Annotated in this window: 25 protein-coding genes, 1 pseudogene and 1 riboswitch; of the genes and pseudogenes, 12 read left to right on the forward strand and 14 right to left on the reverse strand. The window is 73.0% G+C overall.

What is annotated here, in order from left to right; translation table 11 throughout:
- The first annotated feature begins 2 nt into the window (after nucleotides 1–2).
- The 4 genes from AB0B40_RS32595 to AB0B40_RS32610 all read left to right on the forward strand — a co-directional run bounded on the left by AB0B40_RS32595 (nucleotide 3) and on the right by AB0B40_RS32610 (nucleotide 3345).
- A complete protein-coding gene (locus tag AB0B40_RS32595; RefSeq protein ID WP_345060139.1) occupies nucleotides 3–1112 on the forward strand; it encodes an enolase C-terminal domain-like protein in 1110 nt (369 codons plus the stop codon).
- A 93-nt stretch (nucleotides 1113–1205) separates the two neighbouring features.
- Complete coding sequence (locus AB0B40_RS32600) at nucleotides 1206–2216, forward strand: SDR family oxidoreductase (RefSeq protein ID WP_345060141.1); 1011 nt, start codon at nucleotides 1206–1208, stop codon at nucleotides 2214–2216.
- Nucleotides 2217–2225: 9 nt separating this feature from the next.
- Nucleotides 2226–2726 (forward strand): metallophosphoesterase, encoded by a 501-nt coding sequence (locus AB0B40_RS32605; protein WP_345060143.1) that lies wholly within the window; start codon nucleotides 2226–2228, stop codon nucleotides 2724–2726.
- Nucleotides 2727–2748: 22 nt separating this feature from the next.
- Nucleotides 2749–3345 carry a GNAT family N-acetyltransferase gene (locus AB0B40_RS32610; RefSeq protein ID WP_345060145.1) on the forward strand — a complete coding sequence of 199 codons (597 nt, stop codon included), beginning with the start codon at nucleotides 2749–2751 and terminating at the stop codon, nucleotides 3343–3345.
- A gap of 132 nt (nucleotides 3346–3477) precedes the next feature.
- On the opposite strand, the gene AB0B40_RS32615 is transcribed toward AB0B40_RS32610, so the two are convergent.
- The 10 genes from AB0B40_RS32615 to AB0B40_RS32660 form a co-directional block, all read right to left on the reverse strand.
- The gene (locus AB0B40_RS32615) at nucleotides 3478–4170 is read right to left on the reverse strand and encodes an SRPBCC family protein (RefSeq protein ID WP_362267119.1); all 693 of its coding nucleotides are present in this window, start codon (nucleotides 4168–4170) and stop codon (nucleotides 3478–3480) included.
- 16 nt (nucleotides 4171–4186) lie between these two features.
- Nucleotides 4187–5296, reverse strand: a complete 1110-nt coding sequence (locus AB0B40_RS32620) for an XdhC/CoxI family protein (protein WP_362267122.1) — start codon at nucleotides 5294–5296, stop codon at nucleotides 4187–4189.
- Nucleotides 5289–6449, reverse strand: a complete 1161-nt coding sequence (locus AB0B40_RS32625) for a VWA domain-containing protein (RefSeq protein ID WP_362267141.1) — start codon at nucleotides 6447–6449, stop codon at nucleotides 5289–5291. Before AB0B40_RS32625 ends, AB0B40_RS32620 begins: the two co-directional genes overlap by 8 nt.
- Nucleotides 6450–6523: 74 nt before the next feature.
- Nucleotides 6524–7399, reverse strand: a complete 876-nt coding sequence (locus AB0B40_RS32630; RefSeq protein ID WP_345048390.1) for a MoxR family ATPase — start codon at nucleotides 7397–7399, stop codon at nucleotides 6524–6526.
- A gap of 15 nt (nucleotides 7400–7414) precedes the next feature.
- Nucleotides 7415–8269, reverse strand: coding sequence for a xanthine dehydrogenase family protein subunit M (locus AB0B40_RS32635; protein ID WP_345048391.1), 855 nt, complete (start codon nucleotides 8267–8269; stop codon nucleotides 7415–7417).
- A complete protein-coding gene (locus AB0B40_RS32640) occupies nucleotides 8266–10752 on the reverse strand; it encodes a molybdopterin cofactor-binding domain-containing protein (protein ID WP_345048393.1) in 2487 nt (828 codons plus the stop codon). Before AB0B40_RS32640 ends, AB0B40_RS32635 begins: the two co-directional genes overlap by 4 nt.
- Nucleotides 10749–11249 (reverse strand): (2Fe-2S)-binding protein, encoded by a 501-nt coding sequence (locus AB0B40_RS32645; RefSeq protein ID WP_345048394.1) that lies wholly within the window; start codon nucleotides 11247–11249, stop codon nucleotides 10749–10751. Before AB0B40_RS32645 ends, AB0B40_RS32640 begins: the two co-directional genes overlap by 4 nt.
- 297 nt (nucleotides 11250–11546) lie before the next feature.
- Nucleotides 11547–14297: an alkaline phosphatase family protein gene (locus AB0B40_RS32650; RefSeq protein WP_362267125.1), complete on the reverse strand. Its 2751-nt coding sequence runs from the start codon at nucleotides 14295–14297 to the stop codon at nucleotides 11547–11549.
- Nucleotides 14298–14353: 56 nt separating this feature from the next.
- Nucleotides 14354–15757 carry an ABC transporter permease gene (locus AB0B40_RS32655; RefSeq protein ID WP_362267127.1) on the reverse strand — a complete coding sequence of 468 codons (1404 nt, stop codon included), beginning with the start codon at nucleotides 15755–15757 and terminating at the stop codon, nucleotides 14354–14356.
- Nucleotides 15754–16758 (reverse strand): ABC transporter ATP-binding protein, encoded by a 1005-nt coding sequence (locus tag AB0B40_RS32660; RefSeq protein ID WP_362267130.1) that lies wholly within the window; start codon nucleotides 16756–16758, stop codon nucleotides 15754–15756. Before AB0B40_RS32660 ends, AB0B40_RS32655 begins: the two co-directional genes overlap by 4 nt.
- A 224-nt stretch (nucleotides 16759–16982) precedes the next feature.
- On the opposite strand from AB0B40_RS32660, the gene AB0B40_RS32665 reads away from it, so the two are divergent.
- Nucleotides 16983–17537, forward strand: a complete 555-nt coding sequence (locus tag AB0B40_RS32665) for a hypothetical protein (RefSeq protein ID WP_362267131.1) — start codon at nucleotides 16983–16985, stop codon at nucleotides 17535–17537.
- A gap of 53 nt (nucleotides 17538–17590) precedes the next feature.
- Nucleotides 17591–18154 carry a GNAT family N-acetyltransferase gene (locus AB0B40_RS32670; RefSeq protein ID WP_345048403.1) on the forward strand — a complete coding sequence of 188 codons (564 nt, stop codon included), beginning with the start codon at nucleotides 17591–17593 and terminating at the stop codon, nucleotides 18152–18154.
- Nucleotides 18155–18339: 185 nt separating this feature from the next.
- Here AB0B40_RS32670 and AB0B40_RS32675 read toward each other — a convergent pair whose 3' ends face one another.
- Nucleotides 18340–19593 (reverse strand): YncE family protein, encoded by a 1254-nt coding sequence (locus tag AB0B40_RS32675; protein ID WP_362267134.1) that lies wholly within the window; start codon nucleotides 19591–19593, stop codon nucleotides 18340–18342.
- Between the two features lie 140 nt (nucleotides 19594–19733).
- On the opposite strand from AB0B40_RS32675, the gene AB0B40_RS32680 reads away from it, so the two are divergent.
- Nucleotides 19734–20396 carry a TetR/AcrR family transcriptional regulator gene (locus tag AB0B40_RS32680; RefSeq protein WP_345048405.1) on the forward strand — a complete coding sequence of 221 codons (663 nt, stop codon included), beginning with the start codon at nucleotides 19734–19736 and terminating at the stop codon, nucleotides 20394–20396.
- A gap of 102 nt (nucleotides 20397–20498) precedes the next feature.
- On the opposite strand, the gene AB0B40_RS32685 is transcribed toward AB0B40_RS32680, so the two are convergent.
- Together AB0B40_RS32685 and AB0B40_RS32690 are read right to left on the reverse strand one after the other, a co-directional pair.
- A complete protein-coding gene (locus tag AB0B40_RS32685) occupies nucleotides 20499–21347 on the reverse strand; it encodes a bifunctional 5,10-methylenetetrahydrofolate dehydrogenase/5,10-methenyltetrahydrofolate cyclohydrolase (RefSeq protein WP_345048407.1) in 849 nt (282 codons plus the stop codon).
- Nucleotides 21348–21373: 26 nt separating this feature from the next.
- Nucleotides 21374–21454, reverse strand: a riboswitch (ZMP/ZTP riboswitch).
- Between the two features lie 119 nt (nucleotides 21455–21573).
- On the reverse strand, nucleotides 21574–21939 hold the full coding sequence (locus AB0B40_RS32690; protein ID WP_345048408.1) for a nuclear transport factor 2 family protein: 366 nt from the start codon (nucleotides 21937–21939) through the stop codon (nucleotides 21574–21576).
- Between the two features lie 171 nt (nucleotides 21940–22110).
- Here AB0B40_RS32690 and AB0B40_RS32695 point away from each other — a divergent pair, with 171 nt between their 5' ends.
- The 4 genes from AB0B40_RS32695 (at nucleotide 22111) to AB0B40_RS32710 (ending at nucleotide 25404) form a co-directional block, all read left to right on the forward strand.
- Nucleotides 22111–22416: a hypothetical protein gene (locus tag AB0B40_RS32695; protein WP_345048410.1), complete on the forward strand. Its 306-nt coding sequence runs from the start codon at nucleotides 22111–22113 to the stop codon at nucleotides 22414–22416.
- A 217-nt stretch (nucleotides 22417–22633) separates the two neighbouring features.
- Entirely contained in the window at nucleotides 22634–23722 is a 1089-nt protein-coding gene (locus AB0B40_RS32700) for an S-(hydroxymethyl)mycothiol dehydrogenase (RefSeq protein ID WP_362267137.1), read from the forward strand.
- Nucleotides 23722–24351, forward strand: coding sequence for an MBL fold metallo-hydrolase (locus AB0B40_RS32705; protein WP_345048413.1), 630 nt, complete (start codon nucleotides 23722–23724; stop codon nucleotides 24349–24351). Before AB0B40_RS32700 ends, AB0B40_RS32705 begins: the two co-directional genes overlap by 1 nt.
- A gap of 138 nt (nucleotides 24352–24489) precedes the next feature.
- A complete protein-coding gene (locus AB0B40_RS32710) occupies nucleotides 24490–25404 on the forward strand; it encodes an SDR family oxidoreductase (protein WP_362267139.1) in 915 nt (304 codons plus the stop codon).
- On the opposite strand, the pseudogene AB0B40_RS32715 reads toward AB0B40_RS32710, so the two are convergent.
- Nucleotides 25395–25936: pseudogene (locus tag AB0B40_RS32715) on the reverse strand (hypothetical protein). The gene AB0B40_RS32710 and the pseudogene AB0B40_RS32715 sit on opposite strands and share 10 nt — an antisense overlap.
- 47 nt (nucleotides 25937–25983) lie before the next feature.
- Between AB0B40_RS32715 and AB0B40_RS32720 the strand changes: the two are divergent.
- Nucleotides 25984–26775 carry an SDR family NAD(P)-dependent oxidoreductase gene (locus AB0B40_RS32720; protein WP_345048416.1) on the forward strand — a complete coding sequence of 264 codons (792 nt, stop codon included), beginning with the start codon at nucleotides 25984–25986 and terminating at the stop codon, nucleotides 26773–26775.
- The last annotated feature ends 92 nt before the right edge of the window (nucleotides 26776–26867 follow it).

Genomic DNA, 26867 nt, shown 5'->3' on the forward strand with positions numbered 1-26867 from the left:
CCATGAGCGACCAGCCGGGTGTCGACGCGGTCGACACCGCCGTGTACACCGTGCCCACCGACGCCCCCGAGGCGGACGGCACCCTCGCCTGGGACAGGACCACCATCGTCCTGGTCACCGTCCGCTCCGGCACCACCACCGGGCTCGGCTACACCTACGCGCCCGCCGCCACCGCCCACGTCGTCCGCGAACTGCTCGCCGGCACCGTCACCGGCCTGAGCGCCTACGACGTGCCGCGCGCCAACGAACGCATGTGCAGGGCCGCGCGCAACGCCGGACTGCCCGGTGTGGCCGCCCAGGCGATCGCCGCCGTCGACATCGCCCTGTGGGACCTGAAGGCACGTCTGCTCGGCCTGCCCCTCGTCCACCTGCTGGGCGCCGCCCGCGACGACGTGCCCGTCTACGGCAGCGGCGGCTTCACCACCTACGACAGCGCCCAGCAGGAACGCCAGCTGCGCGGCTGGGCCGAGGAACAGGGCATCCCACGCGTCAAGATCAAGATCGGGGAGTCGTGGGGCGGCCGGGAGGACCGCGACCTGGAACGCGTCGCCCGCGCGCGGGCCGCCGTCGGCGACACGGCCGAACTGTACGTGGACGCCAACGGCGCCTACACCGGCGGCCAGGCGCTACGCGTCGCGGCCCGCCTCGCCGACCACGGCGTGACCTGGTTCGAGGAACCCGTCTCCTCCGACCACCTCACGACCCTCGCGGACATCCGCGGCCGTACCCCGATCGACGTCACCGCCGGTGAGTACGGCTACACCCTGCCGTACTTCGCGCACATGCTGGGCGCCGGGGCCGTCGACTGCCTCCAGGCCGACGTCACCCGGTGCGGCGGCATCACCGTCTGGCTGCGTGCCGCCGCGCTCGCCCACGCGCGCGGGCTCGACATCTCCGGGCACTGCGCACCCCACGCCCACGCCCACGTGGCCGCCGCCGTGCCCAACCTGCGCCACCTGGAGTGGTTCCACGACCACGCCCGCATCGAACGGATCCTGTTCGACGGCGTCCTCGACCCCGGCGGCGGGAGCATCGCACCGGGCGCCGACGGGGCACCGGGCCTGGGGCTGATCCTCGCGGCGGAGCGTGCGGCACCGTACCGGGTGGAGTGAGACAGCCCAGGCTGCCGAGGGGCCGAGGGGCCAAGACGTTCGAGGCGTTCGAGGCGTTCGAGATGTTCAGGATGTTCAGGAGGAGAGGGGACCATGTCCACCACCGTCGTCATCACCGGAGCCAGCGCCGGCATCGGCCGCGCCACCGCCCGCCTCTACGCCCGGCGCGGCGCGAACGTCGTCCTGGTCGCGCGCGGCGAGGGCGGCCTGGAGGCGGTGGCCGACGAGGTCGCGGTCCTCGGCGGGCGCCCGCTCGTCCAGGCGGCCGACATGGCCGACGCGGCCCGGGTGGAAGCCGTCGCCGAGGCCGCGGAGAAGGAGTTCGGCCCGATCGACGTCTGGATCAACTGCGCGTTCTCCACCGTGTTCGCGCCGTTCGAGGAGATCACCGCCGAGGAGTTCCAACGGGTCACCGAGGTGACCTACCTCGGCTTCGTCAACGGCACCCGCACCGCCCTCACCCGCATGCTTCCCCGCGACCGCGGCACGATCGTGCAGGTCGGCTCGGCGCTGGGCGAGCGGTCCATCCCGCTGCAGTCGGCGTACTGCGGCGCCAAGCACGCCATCAACGGCTTCACCTCCTCCCTGCGCACGGAACTGCTGCACCGGGGCAGCAACGTGCACGTCACCGTGGCCCAGATGCCCGCGGTCAACACACCCCAGTTCGAGTGGGTCCGCTCCCGCCTCGCCAAGCACCCGATGCCGGTACCGCCGATCTACCAGCCGGAGGTCGCCGCGCGGGGCGTGGTGTACGCGGCCGACCACCCACGCCGTAAGCAGTACTACGTCGGCGCCACCACCGTGGCCACCGTCTGGGCCAACCGGCTCGTCCCGGCACTGCTCGACCGCTACCTCGCCCGGACCGGCTTCGACTCCCAGCAGACCGACCGCATCCCGCCGGCCGGGCTCGACAACCTCTTCGAACCGGTCGACCGCACCCCCGCCGACGACCAGGGCGCGCACGGCGTCTTCGACGACAGCGCCCACTCCAGGTCCTGGCAGGAGACCCTTGTCCGGCACCCCGTGGCCACCGCCCTCGGCACGGGCGTCGCGGCACTCGGCGTCGCGCGCGGCCTGAACCGGCTGACCGCCCGCAAAGCATAGGCTGACAGGGTGCGCCTCCTGCTCATGTCCGACACGCACCTGCCCAAGCGCGCCAAGCGGCTGCCGGAGCAGCTGCTCGCCGAACTCCCGCACGCCGACGTCGTGTTCCACGCCGGGGACTGGGTCGACACCGCCACCCTCGACCTGCTGGAGAGCCGCAGCCGCCGGCTGGTCGGGGTCCACGGCAACAACGACGGCCCGGAGCTGCGCGCCCGGCTCCCGGAGGTGGCCCGGGCCGAACTGGGCGGCCTGCGCTTCGGCGTCGTCCACGAGACCGGCCCCGCCCAGGGCCGCGAGGCCCGGTGCGCCGCCCGCTTCCCCGACCTCGACGTGCTGGTCTTCGGGCACAGCCACATCCCCTGGGACACCACCGCCCCCGGTGGCCTGCGCCTGCTGAACCCCGGCTCCCCGACCGACCGGCGCCGCCAGCCCCACTGCACCTACCTCACGGCGACGGTCGCCGACGGAGCGCTGACCGACGTCACCCTGCACCGCCTGCCGCGGCGGTAGCGGGCCGTGGCATCATCCCCGGATGATCAACAGCTCCGGCATACCCGCCGTCGTACCCGCCGGCCGTCTCGCCGCCGGCGCGCAGCCCGTGCTCCCGCTGCCCGGCGGCCTGGAACTGCGGCCCTGGCGCCTCGACGACGCCGACGCCGACGCCCTGCACACCGCCGGGCAGGACCCGGCGATCAGCCACTGGAACCTGTTCTCCGTCGCCGGCCGTGACGAGGCCCGTGCCCGGATCGAGCGCCTGCACGCGCGCCGGCGGGCCGAGACGGGGGTGATCTGGGCCGTCGCCCCGATCGGCGGGGCGGCCCTCGGGCTCGCCGGTCTCAACGACGTCGATCTGGCGGGCGGCACCGCCGAGGTCGTCTACTGGGTGCTGCCCGAGGCACGCGGCGGCGGCATCGCGGTCGCGGCGACCCGGCGCCTCAGTCGTTGGGCCCTGGACGACCTGGGCCTGCACCGGCTGGCCCTCTGCCACTCGACGGCCAACCCCGCCTCCTGCCGGGTGGCGGAGAAGGCCGGATTCACCGCCGAGGGCACCCGGCGCGGCGCCCTGCTGCACGCCGACGGCTGGCACGACCTGCACGTGCACGCGCGCGTCGCCGGAGACCCCGAGTAGCGCCGCCGAGGGCACTCCCGGGCGCAGATCCGAGTACGCCCACTACGAGGGCCTACGCCCGGCGCGCCGGGAGCACGCACCTGACGCCGCGAGGCCGCCCTCCGGGCGACGAGGGGAATTGTCCAGCAGGCCCTAGCGGCGGCGGGCCGTCCGGCAGGTCCGCCGGCGGCCCCGGGTCCGGGCCGGCCGGGTTCGTACGCGGTGCCGTACGCGCGTGGCCAGCAGCGCGAGTACCGCGGCCGCCGCCACCGCGCCGGCGGCCCGCTTGGCCACCGGAAGTCCGGCCGCACGCAGCAGGTCCAGCGGCTCCGGCTCCTCCCGGGCGCCGGAGGGCTCCTGCCGGACGGACGGTGCCGGGTCCTCACCGGAGGGCCGCGGCGGCCGTTCGCCCAGCCGTTCCGCCAGACAGGCCGCGAACTGTCCCACCAGCCGGTCGCCCACCTCCGCCAGCACTCCGCGCCCGAACTGCGCGGGGCGTCCCGTCACCGTCAGATCGGTCCGCACCGTCACCGCCGTACCGCCGTCGCCCTCGGTGAGCGTGCCGGTGACGGTCGCCCTGGCCGTGCCCTGCCCCCGGGTCTCCCGGCCGCTCGCCACGAGCACCATCCGGTGCGCCGCCTCGTCCTGCTGCTCGAAGACGGCGGTGCCCCGGTAGGTCACCGTGACCGGGCCCACCTTGACCTTCACCGAGCCGGTCACCGTCCTGCCGTCGTACTCCTCCACCGTCGCGCCGGGCAGGCACGGGGCGACCCGGTCGATGTCGACCAGCGCCCGCCAGGCGTCGTCGACCGGGACGGGGACGGTGAACTCGTGCTCCAGTTCCATGGCTTCCTCCTCGCACTCACGGGGCCGCGGCGGGCGGGTGGATGGCACCCGCGGTCGCGGTGAGCGGTGCCCCGCTGCCGCCCCAGCGCAGGGCGACGATCTCGGCGGCGACGGACACGGCGACCTCCTCCGGCGTGCGGGCACCCAGATCGAGCCCGAGCGGTGACCGCAGCCGGGCCAGCTCGGCCTCGGTCAGACCGGCCTCGGTGAGCCTCTCGCGCCGCTCGTCGTGCGTACGGCGGCTGCCCATGGCTCCGATGTAGGCGGCCGGCCGGCGCAACGCCTCCTCCAGCAGCGGCACGTCGAACTTCGGGTCGTGGGTCAGGACGCAGATCACCGTGCGCTCGTCGGTGCCGGTGTGCCGGAGATAGCGGTGCGGCCAGTCCACCACGACCTCGACCGCCCCCGGGAAGCGCTTGGGTGTCGCGAAGACCGGGCGGGCGTCGCAGACGGTGACCCGGTAGCCGAGGAAGCCGCCGATGCGGGCCACCGCGGCCGCGTAGTCGATCGCGCCGAAGACCAGCATCCGCGGCGGCGGCGCGAACGACTGCAGGAACAGCGTGACGGTGTCCTCACGCCGCTCCCCGTGCGGGCCGTAGTGCCTGAGGAGCGAGGCGCCGAGGGCGAGTTCGCCGCGCGCGTCGGCGGTGACCGCGGCATCGAGCCCCACCGTGCCGAGCGTGCCCGCCACGGTGTCCGGCCAGACCGCGAGGCAGGCCCCGCGCGGGGCGGGCCCGTCGACCACCGTCGCCACGGTCACCGGCTCACCCGCGGCGACCGACGCGGCGACCGCCCCGAACGCCGGGTCCGACCCGGAGGTGACCGGCCGGACCAGCACGGTGATCTCGCCGCCGCAGGTCAGCCCGACCGCGAAGGCGTCCTCGTCGCTGTAGCCGAAGGTCGCGAGCCGGGCCGCTCCGCTCGCCACCACCTCCTGAGCCAGCTCGAACACCGCCCCTTCCACACAGCCCCCGGAGACGCTGCCCAGGACCTCGTCGTCGGGCCCCACCGCCATGGCGGCGCCGGGCCCGCGCGGCGCACTGCGGCTGACCGCGACGACCGTGGCGAGCCCGAACGGGATCCGGGCCGCGTACCAGCGCTCCAGCGCCGGCAGGATCTCACGCACCTTCGGCTCCTCTCCCCACCGCTTCTCCGGCCGATGCACCGCGCACCACCGCCGCCAGCCGCTCCAGCGCCGCGAGACTGTGCCCCTCGACGAAGGCGTCCACACTGGGCAGGGCCGCCGCCATCCCGGCGGCCAGCGGCGCGTAACCGGGGCGCGCCTTGCGCGGGTTCGCCCAGATCACCTGATGGGCCAGGCCGTGCAGACGGCGCATCTGGGCGCCCAGCAGCTCCGGATCACCGCGCTCCCAGCCGTCCGAGAGCAGGACGACCACCGCGCCGCGCGCCATCCCGCGCTGCCCCCAGCGGTTCAGGAACTCGCGCAGCAGCTCGCCGAGCCGCGTGCCGCCGCGCCAGTCCGGTACGGCGGCGGCGAGGGCGGCCATGGCCAGGTCCGGGTCGCGGTGCGAGAGCTCGCGGGTGGCCCGGGTCAGCCGGGTGCCGATGGTGAACACCTCCGTGCGGCCTGCGCGCACCGCCGCGTGCGCGAACCGCAGCAGCGCGTCGGCGTACGGCGCCATCGACCCGCTCACGTCGACCAGCAGCACGACCCGTCGGGGCCGTTGCACGCGCGCGTGGCGCCGCAGCCGGGCCGGTTCCCCGCCGCGCCGCAGCAACTCGCGTACGGTGCGGCGCGGGTCGACCTGCCCGCGCCGGGCGGGCCGCCGGCGCGCCGAGCGGCGGGCCTGCCCGCGCAGCGTGAACGCGGCGAGCAGGCGGCGCACCTGGGCGCGCTCGGCGGCGTCCAGCGCGGCGACGTCGCGGTGCCGCAGCACCTCGGCGGAACTGGCGAGGGCGGCCGTCGGCGGACCGGTGGGCCGGCCCTCCCCGGGCCCGCGGGGAGCGGCGGCGGCCGCTCGTGCGACGAGCCGGGGCCGCGGCGGGGGAGCGGCGCGCGCCGGGCGTCGAGCGGACGCGCCGGGCACACCGAAGTAGGCGGCGAACACCCGCTCGTAGCGCTCCAGGTCGTCGTGCCCTCCGCACAGCGTCGCCCGCCCGGCCCAGTACACGTCGCCGCGCGTCCCGGGCCGCAGCGCCTCCACGGCACGCAGGAACGCGTGCAGCCGCTCGCTGCCGGCGTCCAGACCGGCCGCCCGCAAGGCCCGCACGAAGCCCAGCAGCACGGCGTCCGCCGCGAGCGGCACGCTCCCCGGCACGCCGGGCGGCCCGGGCCGTACCGCATCCGCTCCCGGCCCCCGGTCCGCCGCGCCGCCCGGTGTACCCACAGCCGTCACGCCCCCCGGGGTGCCAGGACCGCGGCGAGATCGAGGCCCCGGGCGCGGTCGGCGTCCTCCCGGTACTTCAGCACCGATCCCAGCGTCGCCGTGGCCAGCTCCGCGTCCACCTCGCTCGCCCCGAGCGCGTCCAGGGCCTCGGCCCAGTCGATCGTCTCGGCCACACCGGGCGGTTTGAGCAGGTCCGCGCCCCGCAGCGCCTGAACCAGCGCGGTGACCTGCTCGGCCAGCCGAGCCGAGACCCGGGGCAGCCGGCGCCGCACGATGGCCAGTTCGCGGGCGAAGGAGGGATGGTCGAACCAGTGGTAGAGGCACCGGCGTTTCAGCGCGTCGTGCACCTCCCGGGTCCGGTTCGAGGTCAGCACGACCACCGGCGGCTCCTCGGCCCGCAGCGTGCCCAGTTCCGGGATGGTGACGGAGTACTCCGAGAGCAGCTCCAGCAGGAACGCCTCGAACTCGTCGTCGGCCCGGTCGATCTCGTCCACCAGCAGTACCGACGGCTGGGTCTGCAGGGCTCGCAGGAGCGGCCGGGCGATGAGGAACCGCCGGCCGTACAGCTCGCCCTCCAGACGGTCGGCGTCCGTCACCCCGGCCGCCTCGGCGGCCCGCAGGTGCAGCAGCTGGCGTGGGAAGTCCCAGTCGTACAGGGCCTGGGAGGCGTCGATGCCCTCGTGGCACTGCAGCCGGATCAACGGCGCGCCGAGCGCCTCGGCGAGGGCGGTGGCGAGCGCGGTCTTGCCCACGCCCGCGTCGCCCTCGCAGAACAGCGGCCGGTGCAGCCTCAGGGCCAGGAAGCAGGTGATCGCCAGGCCCTCGTCGACGAGATACCCCGTCTCCTCCAGGCGGGCCCGCACCCGCTCCGGGTCGTCCATGGCGGTGATCGGCGCTCACCCCCAGCCCGTGGCGGTCAGCACCGCCCGCCGGGTCAGCACGCGCGCCAGGTGCCGGCGGTACTCGGGCGAGGCGGACAGGTCCTGGGCCGGCCGGGTGCCCTCGGCCGCCGCCTGCGCCGCCCGTGCCACGGCATCGGGGCCGTCGGCGCCGGACAGCGCCTCCTCGGCCGCCGGGGCGCGCAGCGGGGTCGAGCCCATGTTGGTCAGACCGATGCGCGCCTCGGCGATGTGCCCGTCGTCGCGCCGCACCAGTGCGGCGACGCCGACGATGGCCCAGGACTGGGCGACCGGGTGGAACTTCTCGTAGTGGTAGCTCCAGCCGTCCGTCTTCGGGATCCGCACTTCCAGCAGCAGTTCGTCGGGTGCGAGGGCCGGTTGCAGGTAGTCGACGAAGAAGTCCCGCACCGCGGCCGTACGCCGGCCGCCCGGTCCGGCGACGACGAGTTCCGCGTCCAGGGCGAGGGCGACGGCGGGCAGGTCGCCGGCCGGGTCGGCGTGTGCCAGGGAGCCGCCGAGGGTGCCCCGGTGCCGTACGGCGGGGTCGGCGACCGTGGCCGTCGTCTCGGCGAGCAGGCCGGCGTGCCGGCGTACCAGCGGGTCGTGGACCACCTCGTGGTGCGTGGTCATGGCGCCGATGACGAGCGTGTCGCCGTCCTCGCGGACGCCGCGCAGCTCGGGGATCCGGCCGACGTCCACGACGAGCTCGGGGAAGGCCAGCCGCAGGCGCAGCAGCGGCAGCAGGCTCTGGCCGCCGGCCAGCACCTTGCCCTCCTCGCCGGCGTCGGCGAGCGCGCGTACCGCCTCGTCCACGCTGCCCGGACGGGTGTACTCGAACGCGGGAGGAATCATGCCGGACCCTCCTTCCCGGACGGGTCGTACTGGCCGATGTCACCGGACTGGGCCGCCTGCCCGGACTGGCCGGACTGCGCGGGCCCCGTCCCGCCGGTCCCGTCCGCCGGGCCGGCGCCACCGGACCGCGCCGCCTGGAGGGCCTGCCACACGCGGTGCGGGGAGCACGGCATCCGCACGTCCCGCACGCCCAGCGGCCGCAGGGCGTCCACCACGGCGTTCACGACGGCGGGTGTCGAGGCGATCGTCCCCGCCTCGCCGACGCCCTTGACGCCCATGGCATTGTCGACCGCCGGGGTCTGGGTCCGGTCGGTGACGAAGTCCGGCAGGTCCGCCGCCGACGGCACGAGATAGTCGGCCATGGTGCCGGAGACGAGGTTGCCCTGGTCGTCGTAGACGGCCTCCTCGAACAGCGCCTGGGCGATGCCCTGGGCGAGCCCGCCGTGCACCTGCCCCTCGACGATCATCGGGTTGACGACCGTACCCACGTCGTCCACGCAGACGTACGAGCGGATCCGGATCTTGCCGGTCTCCGTGTCGACCTCGACCGCGCACAGGTGGGTGCCGTGCGGGAAGGAGAAGTTCTCCGGGTCGAGCACCGTCTCGGCGTTGATGGAGGGCTCGACACCCTCGGGCAGGTCGTGCGAGGTGAACGTCTCGAAGGCGACCTCCTGGATGGTCCTGCGCGCCTCCGGGGAGCCCTTCACCGAGAACACCCCGGCACTGAACTCCAGGTCCTGTTCGCTCGCTTCCAGCAGGTGCGCGGCGACCTTGCGCGCCTTCTCCACCACCTTCACCGCCGCCCGGTGCACGGCCTCGCCGCCGACCGCCAGCGACCGCGAGCCGTAGGTGTCCATGCCCTGCGGGGCCGTCCGGGTGTCGCCGTGCACCACCTCGACGTCGTCGAACGGCACGCCCAGCACGTCGGCGGCGATCTGGCTCCAGCAGGTCTCGTGGCCCTGCCCGTGCGGGCTGGTGCCGGTGACGACCTCGACCTTGCCGGTCGGCAGCATGCGGATGCCCGCCGCCTCCCAGCCGCCGGCCCCGTACCTGAGGTCGCGCAGCACCCGGCTCGGCGCGAGGCCGCACATCTCCGTGAAGGTCGACACGCCGATGCCGAGGCGCACGGTGTCGCCGCGCTCGTTGCGTTCGCGCTGCTCGGCGCGCAGGCCGTCGTAGCCGAACAGGGCCAGCGCCTTGTCGGTCGCGGCCTCGTAGTTGCCGCTGTCGTAGGTCAGCCCGGCGATCGTGGTGTAGGGGAACTCCTCGTGCCGGATCCAGTTCCGGCGCCGCAACTCCACCGGGTCGAGTCCGAGTTCCACGGCCAGCTCGTCCATGATCCGCTCGATGGCGTACGTGGCCTCGGGGCGGCCGGCGCCGCGGTAGGCGTCGGTGGGGGTGCGGGTGGTGAACACGCCCGTGCAGGTGAAGTCGTAGGCGTCCATCTTGTAGATCGCCGGGTACATGAAGGCGCCGAGGAGCGGGATGCCCGGGGTGACGAGCATCAGATAGGCACCCATGTCGGCGACGAGGTCCACCTTCAGGCCGAGCAGCCTGCCCTCGCGGGTGGCGGCGACCTCGATGTCCTGGATCATGCCGCGGCCGTGGTGGGTCGCGAGGTAGCCCTCGGAGCGGGACTCGGTCCACTTCACGGGGCGGCCCAGCCTGCGGGCGACCGCGAGCGCGACGGCCTCCTCGCCGTACACCTGGAGCTTGGAGCCGAAGCCGCCGCCCACGTCGGGGGCGACCACCCGGAGCTTGTGCTCGGGGATGCCGGTGACGGTCGCGAGCATGATCCGCAGGATGTGCGGGATCTGCGTCGCGGAGTAGACCGTGTACTCGCCGGAGGCGGCGATCGGCGTGACGACGACCGCGCGCGGTTCCATGGCGTTGGGGATCAGCCGCTGCTGGTGGTAGCGGCGCTTCAGCGTCACCTCGGCGCGGTCCCGGACCGACTCGAAGCTCTCGCCGGTGGCCAGGGGCCAGGTGTAGCAGCGGTTGGTGCCCTTGTCGGCGTGGACCAGCGGGGCGCCCTCGGCGAGTGCGGCCTCCAGGTCGAGGACCGGGGGCAGCGGGTCGTAGTCGACCTCGACCGCTTCCAGCGCGTCGGCCGCCGCGTACCGGTCGCGGGCCACCACGACGGCGACCGGGTCACCGGCGTGGCGCACCTCGTCCACGGCGACCGGCGGGTGGTCGGGCAGCACCATGTCCTCGGTCACCGGCCAGGCGCAGGGCAGCGAACCGAGCCCCTCGGCGAGGTCGGCGCCACTGAACGCGGCGACGACCCCGGGCCGTTCCAGGGCGGGGGAGACGTCGACGCGGGTGATGCGGGCGTGGGCCATGGGGCTGCGCAGGACGGCCAGGTGCAGCAGGCCCGCGACCTGGATGTTGTCGGTCCAGTTGGTCTGGCCGGTGATCAGCCGCGCGTCCTCCTTGCGCAGCCGGGAGCGGCCGATCTCGTGTGCTACGGCCTGGTCGGTCATGCCGTGGCCTCCTCGCCGACCTGGTGCCCGGAGCCGGTCTCCTGCCCGGCCGCGGCGAGTACCGCGCGGACGATGTTCTGGTAGCCGGTGCAGCGGCAGAGGTTGCCCTCCAGCGCCTGCCGCACCTCCTCGGAGGTGGGGTGCGGGTTCTCCCGGAGCAGATCACGCGCCGCCATGATCATCCCGGGGGTGCAGTAGCCGCACTGCAGGCCGTGCTGTTCGTGGAAGGCGCGTTGCAGCGGTGTCCACTCGCCGTCGCGAGCCAGCCCCTGGACCGTGGTCACCTCGCCGCCGTCCGCCTGCACGGCCAGCACCGAGCAGCTCTTGACGGTCGCCCCGTCCAGGTCGACGGTGCACGCCCCGCAGTTCGAGGTGTCGCAGCCGATGGGGGTGCCGGTGAGGCCGAGGCGGTCGCGCAGGTAGTGGGCGAGGAGGAGACGGGGTTCCACATCGTCCTCGTACGTCGTGCCGTCCACGTTCACCTTGATGTGGGTCATGCGCCCTCCAGGCCGCGCGAGGCAGGAGCGGGAATCAGCCAGGGTGGCGTGATGTACGTCACTCTAAGTCCGCCCTTCGGCGGCGGCGAGTGCTGAGGGATCCACGCCCGTCGGCAGCACGGCGAGCAGGGGCGGTGGCGGCGCCAGCGGGTTCGGGGCCGACCGTATGCCGCCGGCGGTGGGCATCCGGATCCGCCTGGGCGGGAACCGGACCGGGACGGACCCCTGGCAGGCGGCCGGCCTGGCAGGGGTCCGTCCCGGTCCGGGGGCTGTCAGCCGGCGGACCACGGTGACGGGTCAGCCGTCGGACTCCGGCGACGGGATGTAGGCGCCGGGTACGTCGTTCGGTGCGTAGATCTTCTTCTCACCGGGGTAGGGACGCGTCCAGTCGTGGGTCTGGTACCAGGTGAGGTGGTTCATCTGGGCCGGGTTGGCGTAGTCGGGGACGGCGTGGGGGCCGGTCAGGTGCTGCTTGGACTTCCAGGCGTCCCAGGCGGCGGCGAGCGGCGCCTTGTCCGCCGGTACCTTCGCCGACGGGACGGCCGCCGCCTTGGGGTCCTGGGCGGCGGGGGTGTCCACGCCGCAGGCCGGCGGGGTCTTCAGGCCGTCGGTCAGCGAGGTGCGGTTGGGCAGCGCGGTGAACGGCGTGTAGTCGGGGTGCCGGGTGAACGCGCCCCGCATGGGGGTGGCCGCGCTGTCCTTCTGGTTCATCGGGTGGATCCCGAGGATCTGCTCGATGGTGCGGATCATCGTGATCTGCGAGTAGTAGTGGCTGTCGACGGTGCCGTGCTGGGACCAGGGGCTGATGATCTGGACCGGGGCGCGGTGGCCGTCGACGTGGTCCAGGCCGGCCTGGGAGTCGTCCTCGACGACGAAGACCGCCGAGTCCTTCCAGTACTTGCTGTGCGAGATCTTGTCGATGATCTTGCCGGTGGCGAGGTCGTTGTCGGCGACCTGGGCGGCCGGGCCGGCCGGGCCACCGGTGTGGTCGCTGGAGAGCCAGAACATGTTCAGGTTCGCCGGGCCGTTCTTCTCGAAGTCCTGGTTCCAGATCTCGTACCGGTACAGGTCCGGGACGCTGGTGTCGAACTTCGGGAACCCCGGCACCGACACGCTGTTGAGCGACGGGATCGGTGAGGAGGAGTTCAGGGGGTAGGCGGTGGCCTGGCCGGTCGCGTCCATGTTCTTGGCGTCGCAGTACAGGTTCTGCCAGCTGGCGCCCGACGGCTTGGTCAGGAACTGCTGGAACTCGCCGAAGTCCCGCACGCTCTTGCCGGCCGCCTGTGCGCCCGTCCACAGGAAGCCGGTCTTCTGGTGGCCGAGGGCGTCGTCCTCGGTGTCGTAGCTGCGCGCGTACTCGCCGGCCGAGGACTCGGTGTACTCGGGGTTGTCGGCCTGCATGAGCCAGTTGTGGCCCTCGGCGGAGTTGGTGCCGATGTCGTAGGTGTTGTCGTACAGCCCGAACTGCTCGGCCAGCGCGTGCTGGTTCGGCGTCACGTTCGCGCCGAACTGCGTCAGCGACGGGTCGCCGTCGCCCTCGGGGACGTCACCGAGGACCTGGTCGTAGGTGCGGTTCTCCTTGACGATCAGGAAGACGTGCTTGATCGTCGACGGGTCGCCGATCCGCGCCGGGACCGGCTGCGGCTTGGCATGGCGGTGGCCCTTGGCGAGCGCGACGGAGCCGGCGCTCCAGCCGTTCTGCCGGAAGACCTTGGCGGTCTGGGAGCGGATGACACGGTCGCTGGGCAGGGTGAACTGCGTCAGGCTGGAGGTCGTGTCGTGGGTGGCGTGGCCGGCGCTGTCGGGGCGGCGCGCGTCGATGCCGCGGGTGTTGGAGACGACGACCTTCTTGCCCACGGTGGTGATCTCGGCGGGGAAGTAGTCCGTCGGGAGGAGGCCGACGTAGCTGACCGGCTCCTGCGGGGAGACGTAACGGTAGACGGCGACGGCGTTGGCCCGGCCGAGCGTCACCAGGAGGTGGCCGTCATCGGTGAGGGTCACGGCGTCGGGCTCGTACCCGACCGAGGACTCCGGCCACGGCTGGGTGGAGATGGTCTGTACGACGTGGTCGTCGGCGGTGTCGATGACCGACACGTTGTTGTCGGCGGTGTTGGTGACGAACACCGCGCCGCGCTGGGCGTACACGGCGGTCGGGTGCAGTCCGACCTCGATGGTGCCGACCGCGGCGGACGCGTCGGCCAGGTCGATGACACTGACCGTGCCGGTGGTGGTGGCGCCGGTCCTCGGGTCGGCCGGCACCTGGGTGCCGTAGGAGTTGAGCGTGGAGTCCCCGGCCTTCGCGGGGCGCCCGCCCTCGTTGCTGACGTAGAGCTTGTCGCCGGCCCGGGCCATGCCGCGCGGGGCGTTGCCCACCGCCCAGCTCCGTGTGACCGTCCCGGTCGCCGCGTCGATCGCCACCACCCGGTTCTGGCCGTTGACCGCGGCGTACACGGTGGAGCCGTCGGCGGAGAACACCGCCGCGGCGACCAGGGCGTGCTTGCCGCCGTCGGCCGGTATCTTGACGGTCGCCGGGCTGGCGAGCGTGCCGTCCGCGTTCACGGTGAACTTGGTGTAGCCGTCGGCCTGGCCCAGCCACAGCTGCTTGCCGTCGGGGGAGTACGCCGGGCCTTCCTGGCCGACGGAGCCGCTGCCGATGCGCAGGTCGTCGGCGGCGTTGGTGCCGACGCGCTGCTTGATCCGCCCGGTCGCGAGGTCCACGACGACCAGCGCGGCGTCGCCGTCGGTGACCGCGGCGGCGAGGTGGCCGCCGTCCGGGCTGACCGTCGACGACATGATCTTGCCGTCGTCGATGACGAGGCGGTCGCCGTACGGGGCGATGTACTGGTCGGCGGAGACGACCTGCCCCCTGTCGGTGACCTGGCCGACCTGGTCGGTGCCGAACTGGCGGGTCTCGGCGACGGCGGTGCCGGTGGCCAGGGCGGCCGTGGTGATGCATGCCGTGATGAGCGCGGCCCGGCGGCTGACACGTCTGCCCAGCAGGTCGTAGTACTTCGTCTCGGCCTGCCTGCGGCGGCGTGCTATCTGCATGACGTCATTCCCTTCGGGAATTCGGGGACTTCGGGGGGTGGCCGGAGAGAAGGAGTTCAGGGAGTCGGGGAGTCCGGGGAGTCCGGTGAGGCGGCGAGCAGGTCGACGTTGCCGTCGAACTGCCACAGCGGGTTCGGTGCGTCTCCGGTCGAAGTCCGCACCAGGAAGTAGCCGTTCACTTCCTTCGGTCCGTCGCCGTCGGCGACGAACCGTCCGTCCGGCGTGATGTCGAGCTGGTAGACGGCCGACCCGGTGGCCGCGACGCCCGGCAGATGCCAGGAGACGACGCACCGCCAGTCGTTGCCGGCGCCGTGGGCGCCGTCCCGGACACCGGCCTTGGTGCACGCCGCCGCGGTCTTCAACTGGCCTTCGGTGACGGCGGGCCGGCGGAGCTGGGCGGTCTGTGTGCGGTACAGGTGGGCGAACTCGGTGGCGAGCGCGTGCTGCACCTTGGCCTGCTCGATCCCGGAGCCGGTGGCCGTGGTCGTCGCCGCCACGACCGCGACCGTCACACCGAGCAGTCCCGCCAGCGGCAGGGCGGCCGTGACGACCGCGTGGCGTGAGGAGCCGTCGTCGGTGGGGTTGGTGAAGTCGCGCCGCAGGAAGAGGACACAGGCCAGCGCCGTCGCCGTCACGGCCCACAGGAGACTGACGACGATGCCGATGAGGAGCGGAGCGAGCTGCGCCGGGCTGGTGAACAGGCCGTCCCAGGTGAGGAAGGCGCCGCCGGGCAGGGCGAGGCGTACGGCGACGGGGAGCGGCAGCATCTGGGCGAGCTGCATCGCCGGCGCGACGACCGCGGGCAGCAGCAGACCCATCGGGGAGCGCCCGAGCACGACCGACCCGAGGAGCCCGATTCCGGCGAGGGCCAGGGTCGGGGCGAGCACACACGCCCAGGCGAGCAGGACCGTGCCGGCGGCGTCCCCCGGCGCGAGCGGGTGGCCGTCGAGGCCGGCCAGCGGGTGGTTCCCGACGGTCACCAGCCCTCCGGCCGTGCTGGAGACGGCCAGGCCGGCCACGAGCAGCAGGATGACGGTGAGACCGGCCAGTGCCTTCGCCGCGAAGATCCGCCGGGGTGAGCGGACGGCGACGAGGAGGTGGCGCCAGGTGCCGAGCCGGTCCTCGGAGGCGAACACGTCGCCGGCGACGACGGAGGTGAGCAGCGGCAGCGCCCAGGTGCCGGCGAAACCCAGCGTCACCAGCGGCCCCGCCCACCCGGTGGCGTGCATCCAGCGGCCGAAGAGGGTGTCCGTGGGCAGCGTGCTCTGCGCGCTCACCCCGGCCACGAAGAGCGCCGGCGCGATCCAGCAGGCGAGGAGCAGGAGGCGGATCCGCCACTGGGAGAGCAGCTTGACGACTTCGAAGCGGTAGCTCCGGGCAACTGTGACAGGGCCGTGTGCGGTGGTGTGCGCTTGTCCCCGCGGTACGGCGGTCGGCGTGGGGCTCGCGGTTGCGGTCATCGACCGGTCTCCTGCTGCTGGGCGTCGGTCATCTGCTGCTGGGCGTCGGTCATCTGCTGCCGGGCGTCGGTCATCCGCTGCTCGGTCAGGGCCAGGAACGCCGCCTCCAACGGGGAGACGAGCGGGGAGAGTTCGCGCAGTGCGATGCCCTCGTGGACGAGCCGCGCCACCAAGTCGTCGAGGGCGGCCACCAGCGCGCGCACCACGAGCACCTCCCCGCCCTGGCGTCCCGCGGTGTCGTCGGCCAGGCGGATTCCCGGCGCGTCGGCGGCCAGCCGGCGTGCGCGCTCCGGGTCGGACGTCAGGAGCCGGTAGTCGAGTTCACGGTTGTCGGTGGCCAGCTTGCCCAGCGGCCCGGAGAAGACGATCCGCCCCGTCGCGAGGATGGTGACCTCGGAACACAGGGCCTCCAGGTCGTCCATGCGGTGGCTGGAGAGCACGACGCTCGTTCCCTCCCGCGCGAGCCGGGTGAGAACACCGTGGACGTGCTTCTTCCCGGCCGGGTCCAGGCCGTTGGAGGGCTCGTCCAGGACGAGCAGCCGCGGCTTGCCGAGCAGGGCCGCGGCGAGGCCGAGCCGTTGGCGCATGCCCAGGGAGAAGCCGCGGGTGCGGTCGTCGGCGACGTCGGTGAGCCCCACCTGTCCGAGTGCGTCGTCGATCCCGGCCGACCGCGTGTCGTCGCCCCGCAGAGCCGCCAGCGCGGCGAGGTTCTGCCGCGCGGTGAGCGAGGGGTACAGCCCCGGACCGTCCACGAACCCGGCGACACCGCCGGGCGCTTCGAACGCCCTGCGCACCGGCGTGCCGAAGACCTCCAGGGTTCCGCTGTCGGCCACGGCCAGGCCGAGGAGGAGGCCGAGCAGCGTCGTCTTGCCGGCGCCGTTCGGACCGACCAGACCGTGGATCTGTCCCTGTGCCACATCCAGGTCGACGCCGTCGAGCGCGACGACGTCGCCGAAGCACTTGGTGATGCCGCGAGCCCGGATCGCCAGGTGTGAGTCCATGAGCCCCTTCTTTCGGAAAGCCTCATGGACCCTAGGAAGCACACACGACACTGACAGGACTCACCGGTTGAACGCTCAGGGAACGGAACCTCAATCGGGAGTCAACACACCTCCGCCACACGCGGGGGCCGACCGCTCCGGCAACCTGATCGGACGTCAGCAGGAACGACGACATGGGGCATCCCGCGAGCCGGGGGGCGCCCCTCCCGTGCGAGGAGACCAGGATGATCATCGCTGAGACCACCCTGACGCCGGAGACCGGCGCATACGGCTACCTCCTCACACTCGGCGAGGACTGCCCATGGCCGCCCGAGTGGCCGTACGGCTGGCGGTGCGGACCCATCGGCACGGACACGGTGCACATCCTCACCGACACCGACACGGGCACCATCACCATCACCCTCCAGATCCACGACGAGCCGCCCCCACCCTGGACCGACCCGGCCTGGGGATCCGCGGAGGAGATGAGCCTGCGCGCCACCGAGGGCGCCCCCGTCATCCACATCCTGGGCAGCGGAGACTTCGAAGAGGCCGAACCCGAAGACGGTCCGCTCCAACTGCCCGTCGACCACTTGCCGGCGTCGGTCCGGATGCGCCTGTACTGCCACACCCCTGACCCGGAGCCCGGCGTCGGCGACCGCGGCGAACGCCACCTGATCCAACTCTGGGCCGCCGCCCGGCAGCCGCCGGTACACCCGCGGCTGACCGAGTCCCACCTCACCCAGCGCCGCGCCTACAAGGAGGACTTCGACCAGAGCGCCGCGGCCTGGCAGCAGTAGCGCGCGCCGGCCGGGACGTGAATACGCCGGGGCGTGTGATCCACAATGATGGGATGGTCACACTTGAGACTCCCCGTTTGATCCTGCGTCGCTGGCGCGAGGAAGACGTCGCCCCCATGGCTGCCGTCAATGCCGACCCCGAGGTCATGCGGTGGATCCGTGACGGCAGCGTCCGTGACGAACAGCAGACTCGCTGCGGGGTGCAGGCGTGGGAGAGCGAGTGGGAGTCGGAGGGCTTCGGCCTGTTCGCCGTGGAGATCCGGTCCACTGGCGAGCTGGCCGGGTTCACCGGCCTTTCGGTGCCCCACTTCTTGCCGGAGGTACTGCCGGCGGTCGAGGTCGGCTGGCGGCTGGGACGTTCTCACTGGGGGCAGGGCTTGGCCACCGAGGCCGCTGCGGCCGCTGTACGGTTCGGGTTCGAGGAGCGAGGACTGGAGCGGCTCGTCAGCGTCGTTCAGGTGGGCAACGACGCCTCCGAGCGGATCACGGGCAAACTGGGCATGCATCCGGTCCGTGAGACCGTCAATCCCACCTGCGGTCGGCGAGTACGGGTGTTCGCGTTGTCGTCGGACCAGTACGTCGCGACCGCACGCCGATCGCCGCAACGGCGACGGTAGCCTCGTGGCGGGCCGCCGGTTCGTCGTACCTGGTGCTCGCGGCTCGACGCCTCTTGAGGCGATCGACGCCTCCTGCCGACCCCGGCGAAGGCCGAACCGGCGGCGTGGGCGGTGGCGCGGTGCTGACCGCTATGTGGCCTCCGGAGCGAGTGGGGGCACCCCGGAGACCACGACTCGGGGGTCCCTCAACCGCCGCTCGGGCCGGTCCAGCCGTCCCGCACGTGTCCCAGCCGGACGCGCTGCGGGTGGTCGCCGACGGGGACCGACGCCACCTTCCGGCCCGTGGCGAAGTCGATGGCGGTCACCTGGTCGGCGCCGCTCTCGGAGATGATGCAGTCCTTGCCGTCCCCGCTGACCGTCGCCCAGTACGGCTTGGACGCCGTGACCAGCGGTCCCTCCTGGAGCGAGGCGCGGTCGACCACGGTCGCGTAGTCGTCCATGGTGCCCGCGACGCAGAGCTTGGTGCCCTCGGGGTTCATCGAAATGCCGTGGTGGCGCGAGTCGTTGACCCAGGTCGTGCGGTCCTCGCTGGTCGCCGGGTTCTTCGGCAGGGTCTTCATCCGGGTGATCTTGTCGGTGGCGACGTCGTACTCCAGGAAGCCGTTGAAGAACGACACCTGGAAGTACAGCTTGGACTCGTCCGGGGAGAACACCGCCGGGCGGACCGCGTCGGAGAAGTCCTTCAGCCCGAACGCGTCCAGCCGCTGCCGCATGTCGACGACCTTGACCTGCTTGTACGTCGTCGCGTCCACGACGGTGATGTGCCGGTCGCCCTTGGTCCAGTCCCAGCCGGGGTCGTCCAGGGCGGTGTTGACGTCACCGATGGACATGTTCCAGATGTACTTGCCGTCCCTGGTGAAGATGTTCTCGTGCGGCTTGTCACCGGTCGCGAACGACCCGAGCTGCTTGCCGGTGCCGATGTCCAGGACGTGCACGGTGTTGGCGGTCGAGGCGGAGACCGCCACGCGGGTGCCGTCCGGGGAGACCGCCATGTGGTCGGCGCGGTATCCGGCGACCGGGAAACGCCAGTTGAGCTTCCCGGTGGCCAGGTCGATGGAGACGACATCGGCGAAGCTCGGCCGGGACACCACCACCGACCGGCCGTCCGGTGTCGAGTACATGTCGTCGGCGAACTGGTCGTGGCCCTCGCCGACGCTGTTGCGGATGGCCTGGAAGTAGATCCACCTGATCGGGTCCGCGTTGATCTCCGCCATCCGCGTGTCCCTGTCCGGGATGACGTTGATCCGGCCGACCTTCGCGAAGTCGCCGGAGGACCTGATGACATCGGCGGTGCCGTCCCAGTTGTTGCCGACGAACAGCACCTCGCGCAGGCCGTCGGAAGCGTCGGACGCCGCTGAGGCGGCGGTCGCCGGACCGGCGGCGGTCAGGACGAGGGCGGCGGCCACGGAGCAAAGGTGCCTGGTTCTGGAGACAGCCATGACGGCTCTCTTTCCTCGGGGGGAATCTGAACACGGGCGCATTCACAGTGAACTTACTGAAAAGTAAGGAGCAGGTGGTCTTCTCGGCAAGATGTGTGCACGACAAGATTGGTGACCGGTGGGGTGACGGAGGGGGATGCGTGGGGGGCAGGCTCAGAGCGCCGACAGGACGCTACGGCGGCCGGTCCGCGGCGGAACGGCAGGCCGAGCGGCGCCGCCGCTTCCTGGACGCGGCACTGCAGCTGTTCGGCGACACCCCCGGCTACCGGTGCACCACGGTCGCCGCGCTGAGCCAGGCCGCCGGCCTGTCCACGCGCCAGTTCTACGAGGAGTTCCGTACCCTGGAGGACCTCCTCGCCGCGCTCCACCTCCAGGTCAACGGCTGGGCGGAACGGGCCGTCGTGGCCGCGCTGGCCGACGCGGACGGCCTGCCGCTGGCCGACCGCGTCACCGTGCTCTTCGGGGCCTACGCCCGCGAGGTCACCTCCGACCCGCGCCGCAGCCGCATCGCCTTCGTGGAGATCATCGGCGTCAGCCCCCGGCTGGAGGAGCAGCGCCTCGCCCGGCGGGCCCGGTGGGTCGACCTCATCCGCGCCGAGGCGGACGCGGCCGTGGCGCGCGGCGAGGCGGCACCGCGCGACTACCGCCTCGCCGCCACGGCCTTCATCGGCAGCGTCAACGGTCTGCTGCACGACTGGACCGCCGGCTGGGTGGACGCCACGCTGGACGAGGTGGTGGACGAGCTGGTCCGGCTGCTGCTGGGGATGCTCCGGCCGGACGCCCGGCGGCCCGGGAACCCCTGACCCCTGACCCCTGACTCCGCTTCCGCGTGGCCGGGCCGGACTGGGCGGCGGGGGAGCGTGCCGGGGGCGGGGTCGGTCGGGCAGCCGGTTGTCAGACAGGCCCTAGGCGCCGAGCTGCCGGGCGGCGGCCTCGACGGTCTGTTCCAGCAGCGTGGCGATCGTCATCGGCCCCACCCCGCCCGGCACCGGAGTGATCAGCGCGGCCCGCTCCACGGCGGAGTCGAAGTCGACGTCGCCGACGTTCCCCGCGTTGTAGCCCGCGTCGATCACGACCGCGCCCGGCTTGATGTCCTGCCCGCCGATCAGCCCCGGCCGGCCGACCGCCGCGACGACGATGTCGGCCTCGCGGACCGCCGCCGACAGGTCCCGGGTGCGTGAGTGGCAGTACGTCACGGTCGCGTCCCGGGCCAGCAGCAGCATGCCCACCGGCTTGCCGAGGATCGCGCTGCGGCCCACCACCACGGCCCGCTTCCCGGCCGGGTCGACGCCGTACTCGTCCAGCAGCCGCAGGATGCCGCCCGGCGTGCAGGAGACGAAGCCCGGCAGTCCGAAACTCATCGTGGCGAACGAGGCGAAGGTGACGCCGTCCACGTCCTTCTCCGGCGTGATCGCCTCGAACGCGGCCCGCTCGTCGACGTGGTCGCCCACCGGGTGCTGCAGCAGAATGCCGTGCACACCCGGATCGTCCGACAACTCCCGCAGTGTGCCGACGAGTTCGTCGGTGGTCGTGGCCGCGGGCAGAGCCACGTGACGCGAGTCGACGCCGGCCTTGCGGCAGCGGTTCTGCTTCATGCGGACGTACGTCACGGACGCCGGGTCCTCGCCGACCAGCACGGTCGCCAGACACGGTGCCGTACCGGTCCGCTCGGTGAGACCGGCGGCCTGTCGCGCGGTGTTCTCGACGATGCGACGGGCGAGCGCGGTACCGTCCATCAGACGGGCCTGGGTCATGCTGCACACTCCTGAGCTGGATCGATTCTCCTCGCCCAGGCGCGCGGCAGACACCACGGGCCGCTCCCCGGTGGTGCCCCACCTCAGCGCCAGTCACGGCCCGCGTACAGCGTAGCCGAGAGCTCGTACGCTCTTGGGCCCCTGCCGCCCCGCATCGAGAAGGCCCAGGTCAGCCGTGAGGTGACCTGGACCCGCGCTCCTTCCCGCCGATGCCGTGCCGGGTGTCCTACTCGTCCCAGGCCTGGATGATGAGCTGATCGGCGATCTTGCCGTCCCGCAGGGTGACCATCGACTCCGCGAGCACCCGCGTGCCGTCCCCGTACTCGCAGGACTCGCTGTAGGCGACCTGGTCGCCCTGGACCACGCACCTGTCCAGCTTGTGCGTCATGTCACGGCTGTAGATGTCGTCCAGCAACTCGGCGATCTGGCCCCGGCCGTGCAGAACGGTGGGGTGGCTCGGCTGGTTGTTGCGGTCGACGATGCGGATCTCCGCGTCGTCGCTGTAGAGCGACAGAAGGGTGTTGCCGGTGTTCCCCTCGATGCCCCGGCGTAGTGTCTCGGTGTCGAAAGCGGACCCCGTCGCGGTACCCATGATGACCTCCTTCAGGCGCCCGCGGCCCGTCCGGGAGCGAGCCGCACGGGCCCCTCTTCGAGACTCCTCCGCCGCGGCGGCCTCGGCAAGCGCAGCCGCCGCGCTCCGCCTCACGGGTGAGCGCGTCCCGCCGCCCGTGTCCGGCCGGGGCCCGGGGCCGTTGCTGAGGACATGATCTCAACACGACGTATCGTCGCCGCCCTCGGTCTCGCCGCGGGGGTCACCGGTCTTGCCGCGCCGCTGGCGAACGCGGCCGACGCGAGCGCACCGGCCACCGGGCAGATCAGTCCCATGGCCGTGCTCGACTCGCTCACCGTCAGCGACATCCCGGCCGAGTACAAGGCCGGGGTCCCGCGGGTCTCCGAGCAGGCGAGGGGGCTGAACCAGCTCAGCGAGCTGAACCGGCTGGGCGAACTGTGGCAGGTCGCCGGACTCGTGACGCCCGCCCTGGGCCTGGTGCCGGCCGTCGAGTCCTGACCGTCCGCCGCACCGAGGGCCGTCCCGGCAGGGGGCGGCCCTCACCGCTGTGCGGGGGCGGAGGGGGAGTCGGCCCCCTCGCGGGCGGCCCGGTGACCGGCCTCAACTCCCGTCGGGGGTGGCGGAAAGATCCACGATCACCGTCGTGGTCCGTCCCCGCCGGCGAGCGGTCGCGCGTAGGGTCGGCGGCGAAGGCAACCGAAGAAGGGACCAGACCATGGCGCAGGAAGTACGCGGCGTGATCGCACCGGGCAAGGGCGAGCCCGTACGGGTCGAGACGATCGTGGTACCGGACCCCGGTCCCGGCGAAGCCGTCGTACGCGTCCAGGCCTGCGGGGTCTGCCATACCGATCTGCACTACAAGCAGGGCGGCATCTCGGACGACTTCCCGTTCCTGCTCGGCCACGAGGCCGCCGGTGTCGTGGAGTCCGTCGGCGAGGGCGTCACCGACGTCGTCCCCGGTGACTTCGTCGTCCTCAACTGGCGTGCGGTGTGCGGACAGTGCCGGGCCTGTCTGCGCGGGCGGCCCTGGTACTGCTTCGACACCCACAACGCCCGGCAGAAGATGACCCTCGCCGCCACCGGGCAGGAGCTCTCGCCGGCCCTCGGCATCGGCGCCTTCGCCGAGAAGACGCTGGTGGCGGCCGGCCAGTGCACCAAGGTCGACCCGGCCGTCTCCCCAGCGGTCGCGGGCCTCCTCGGCTGCGGGGTCATGGCCGGCCTCGGCGCCGCGATCAACACCGGCAGCGTCGGCCGGGGTGACTCGGTCGCCGTCATCGGCTGCGGCGGCGTCGGCGGCGCGGCCGTCGCCGGGGCGAACCTCGCGGGCGCCGCGAAGATCATCGCGGTGGACATCGACGACCGCAAACTGGACAAGGCCCGCGGCCTGGGCGCCACCCACACCGTCAACTCCAAGGAGACCGACCCGGTCGAGGCGGTCCGCGAGCTGACCGGCGGCTTCGGCGCCGACGTCGTCATCGATGCCGTCGGCCGCCCCGAGACCTACCAGCAGGCGTTCTACGCCCGCGACCTCGCCGGCACCGTCGTCCTCGTCGGAGTCCCCACCCCCGAGATGAAGCTCGAACTGCCCCTGCTGGACGTCTTCGGACGCGGTGGCGCCCTGAAGTCCAGCTGGTACGGCGACTGTCTGCCCTCCCGGGACTTCCCCATGCTGATCGACCTGCATCTCCAGGGCCGCCTGCCGCTCGACGCGTTCGTCACCGAGACCGTCCGACTCGACGAGGTGGAGCAGGCGTTCGAGCGGATGCACCAGGGCGACGTCCTGCGTTCGGTGGTGGTGCTGTGATGACCGTACGCATCGAACGCCTCGTCACCTCGGGTCAGTTCACCCTCGACGGCGGCACCTGGGACGTCGACAACAACGTGTGGATCGTCGGCGACGAGCGGGAGGTGATCGTGATCGACGCCGCCCACGACGCCGAGGCCATCCTCCGCGCCGTCGACGACCGGCGCCTCACCGCGATCGTGTGCACGCACGCCCACAACGACCACGTCAACGCGGCACCGGAACTCGCCGCCCGCACCGGCGCCACCATCTGGCTGCACCCCGACGACCTGACCCTGTGGCGGCAGACCCACCCCGACCGCGAGCCGGACCGGCACCTCCAGGACGGCCAGGTCATCGAGGCGGCCGGCGCCGACCTCACCGTCCTGCACACCCCCGGACACGCCCCGGGCGCCGTCTGCCTGTACGAGCCCGGCCTCGCCACCGTCTTCACGGGCGACACCCTCTTCCAGGGCGGCCCGGGCGCCACGGGACGCTCCTACTCCCACTTCCCGACGATCATCGACTCCATCCGCGACCGGCTCCTCACCCTCCCACCGCAGACGAAGGTCCTCACCGGCCACGGGGACAGCACGACCATCGGCGCCGAGGCACCCCATCTGCAGGAGTGGATCGACCGCGGCCACTGACCCCCGCTCCGCCCGCCGGACCGGGACCGGGAACACGACGCCGGCGCCCGAAGCCGGATGCGAATCCCGACAGGAGATGTCCGGCTTCCCGGTGACAGTGGGGGACGACGAACCGTCGCACCCCACGGGAGGCAGGACATGGCAGGACCGCTCGAAGGCAAGGTGGCGCTGGTCGCCGGGGCGACACGGGGCGCCGGCCGGGGCATCGCCGTCGAACTCGGCGCGGCCGGCGCCACCGTCTACGTCACCGGCCGCAGCACCCGCGCCCAGCGCTCCGAGTACGACCGCCCCGAGACGGTCGAGGACACCGCCGACCTCGGCACCGCGGCCGGCGGCCGGGGCATCGCCGTAGCCGTCGACCACCTGGACCCGTCCGCCGTCCGCGCTCTGGTGGCCCGGATCGCGGCCGAGCAGGGCCGCCTCGACGTCCTCGTCAACGACATCTGGGGCGGCGAGAAGCTCTTCGAGTGGAACACGCCCGTCTGGGAGCACGACCTCGACAACGGACTCCGGCTCCTCCGCCTCGCCGTCGAGACGCACGCCGTCACCAGCCACCACGCGCTGCCGCTCCTGCTCCGCCGGCCCGGCGGCCTGGTCGTGGAGGTCACCGACGGCACCGCCGACTACAACCGCGACACGTACCGCGTGAACTTCTTCTACGACCTCGCCAAGGCGTCCGTGCTGCGCATGGCCTTCGCTCTCGCCCACGAACTGGGCCCGCGCGGGGCGACGGCCGTGGCCCTGACGCCCGGCTGGATGCGCTCGGAGATCATGCTGGAGGCGTTCGGCGTCCGCGAGGACGACTGGCGCGACGCGCTGGTGCGGGAACCGCACTTCGCCATCTCCGAGACCCCGCGCTTCACCGGCCGTGCCGTCGCCGCCCTGGCCGCAGACCCCGACGTGGCCCGGTTCAACGGGCAGTCGCTCTCCAGCGGCGGCCTCGCCCCGGTGTACGGCTTCACCGACCTCGACGGCAGCCGGCCCGACGCCTGGCGGTACCTGGTCGAGGTGCAGGACGCGGGGAAGCCGGCGGACACCACGGGCTACCGCTGACCGTCGGCGGAAGACGGCAGCGGCCACCGGGCCGGATGGCCCGGCGGCAGCTCCAGGTCCTGGCGCACGGCCGTGTAATAGCCCGCACGGCCGTTCCGCTGCCGCTCCAGCAGCTCTGCCACGCCCGCGGATCGCGGGTCTCCTCCCGCAGGAACCGCTCCATGTCCATCAGCGTCACGACCCAGACACGGGCCCGTTCCACCACCGCCGTGCTGCCCAGCAGGAGCAGCGCCTCCCCGGCCGGGTCCCGGTCGTGGGCCGCCTGCGCCAGCAGCGGTGCGGCCTGCTCGGGCGTCAGCGGATGCGGATGCGGGTCGTTGCCGAGATGGGCGGCGACCCGGTACGTCAGCGTCACCGCCCGCTTCAGCGTGCGCGCGTACTCGGAGTAGACGGCCAGCCGCCGTTCCTCCCAACGGGCCGCCTGCTCACGCCGGAACCTCGCCCGGTCGCTCCGCACCACCGCCAGATACGAGCCGACCGCGCCGATCACCACGCCTATCAGTGCCGGGAGTTGCTGCAGGAACGCCGTCATGGAAGCACGTTACCCAGGATGTCGATCGCCCCCCGTACCGTCTTCCCATGACCGATCTCAAGCGCTTCGCAGGACACGCGGTACTCGTCACCGGCGCCGCCCGCGGAATCGGCGCCGCCGTCGCCCGGCGGCTCGCCGAGGAGGGCGGGCGGGTCCTGGTGACCGACCGGGACCTGCCGGCGGCCGAGCTGACCGCCTCCGCCCTGCGCCGACACGGCCTCACCGCCGAGGCCCTCGCCTGTGACGTGACCGACCGCGCCGCCGTCGAGGCGGCCGTCGACCACGCCGTCACCGCCTTCGGCGCGCTGGACGTGCTGGTCAACAGCGCCGCCCACTGCAGCCCCGACGTCCCGCTCTTCGAGGACGACCCCGACGAGGGGTGGGCGCGCGACCTGGACGTCACCCTCACCGGCGCCCACCGCTGCTGCCGGGCCGCCCTGCCCCACCTCGCCGCCTCCGGCCGCGGGGCGATCGTCAGCATCGGCTCCGTCAACGGCCTTCAGGACTTCGGCAACCACGCCTACAGCGCCGCCAAGGCCGGCCTCGGCTCACTCACCCGGACCCTCGCCGGGCACGCGGCGGCCCGCGGCGTCCGCGTCAACCTCGTGGTGCCGGGCACGGTCCGCACCTCGGCATGGGAGGGGCGGGACGACGATCTCGACGCCGTCCGCGCCCTCTACCCGCTCGGCCGGGTCGGTGAACCGGACGACATCGCCGCCGCCGTCGCCTTCCTCGCCTCCCGCGACGCCGCCTGGATCACCGGGACCGCCCTGGTCGTCGACGGCGGCCTCACCGCCGTCAACACCGGCTTCCGCAGCGCTGTACGGCGTCCCGCCTGACCGCCGGCCCGAGGCCGCCCCCGGGCACCGGTTCGCGGCTCCGCGTCGTCGGCGTGCTCTTCGGCGTCTACCTGCTGGCCACTGGCGTCTTC

The sequence above is a fragment of the Streptomyces sp. NPDC042638 genome (assembly GCF_040647235.1).
Taxonomy (GTDB): Bacteria; Actinomycetota; Actinomycetes; order Streptomycetales; family Streptomycetaceae; genus Streptomyces; species Streptomyces rameus.